This window comes from Vibrio sp. S9_S30 (genome assembly GCF_014694455.1).
Taxonomy (GTDB): domain Bacteria; phylum Pseudomonadota; class Gammaproteobacteria; order Enterobacterales; family Vibrionaceae; genus Vibrio.
This window is the reverse complement of the sequence record NZ_JAAUWT010000115.1, coordinates 1-783: the sequence shown is the minus strand read 5'-3', so window position 1 is coordinate 783 and position 783 is coordinate 1. Positions and strand designations below refer to the sequence as shown.

Sequence of the window (783 nt, the reverse complement as noted above, 5' to 3'; positions counted from 1 at the left end):
ACTTAAGCTTTCCCAAGTATTCTGTATTGATGTTTGTGCCTACGCCATTATGAGCAACCACTACCATGTTGTTCTTCATATCAATGTTGAACGTGAAAAAGCCCTTTCTGACCAAGAGATTTGCGACCGATGGTTAAGTTTTCACACGCCGCCTGTATTGATTCAAAAGTGGTTGAAAAAAGACGCTTTATCAGAAGCAGAAGAACTCAAAATCCACGAGATTATTGATACGTGGCGAGAGCGTTTAGCCAGTATCAGTTGGTTTATGCGTATGCTGAATCAATTCATTGCCACTCAAGCCAATAAAGAGGATGGTTGTACAGGGCATTTCTGGGAGGGGCGGTTCAAGAGCCAAGCACTATTGGATGAACAAGCCCTTGCGGCAGCGATGGCTTACGTCGATTTGAACCCAGTTCGAGCTAGTATGGCAAATACCCCTGAAGCATCGGAATACACCTCTGTAAAAGCGCGTATTCAAGCCCTGAAAGACAGTAAAACTACGGCACCTTGCTTACACCCTTTTGTGGGCTACCCCAGAAAGAATATCCCTCCGGGCATTCCTTTTCGGCTGCTGGATTACCTAGAATTGGTGGATTGGACGGGACGGCAAATTCGTGAAGACAAACGTGGCAGTATTCACTCGGCGCTTCCTTCCATTCTAAATCGATTGGGCATTGACCAAGCCACTTGGATGAGCGCTTGTACTCAACTGGAAAAAGGTACGGTCGTTGGCTGTGAAACCACCATCAAACACGCGATGCCGAAACTAAACAGAAAGCGCAT

At 46.2% G+C, this 783-nt stretch carries 1 protein-coding gene; it reads left to right on the top strand.

Annotation, left to right across the window (positions count from 1 at the left end; genetic code table 11):
• On the top strand, window positions 1–783 hold a 783-nt coding region (locus HC752_RS24325), incomplete at both ends, for a transposase (RefSeq protein WP_190337750.1).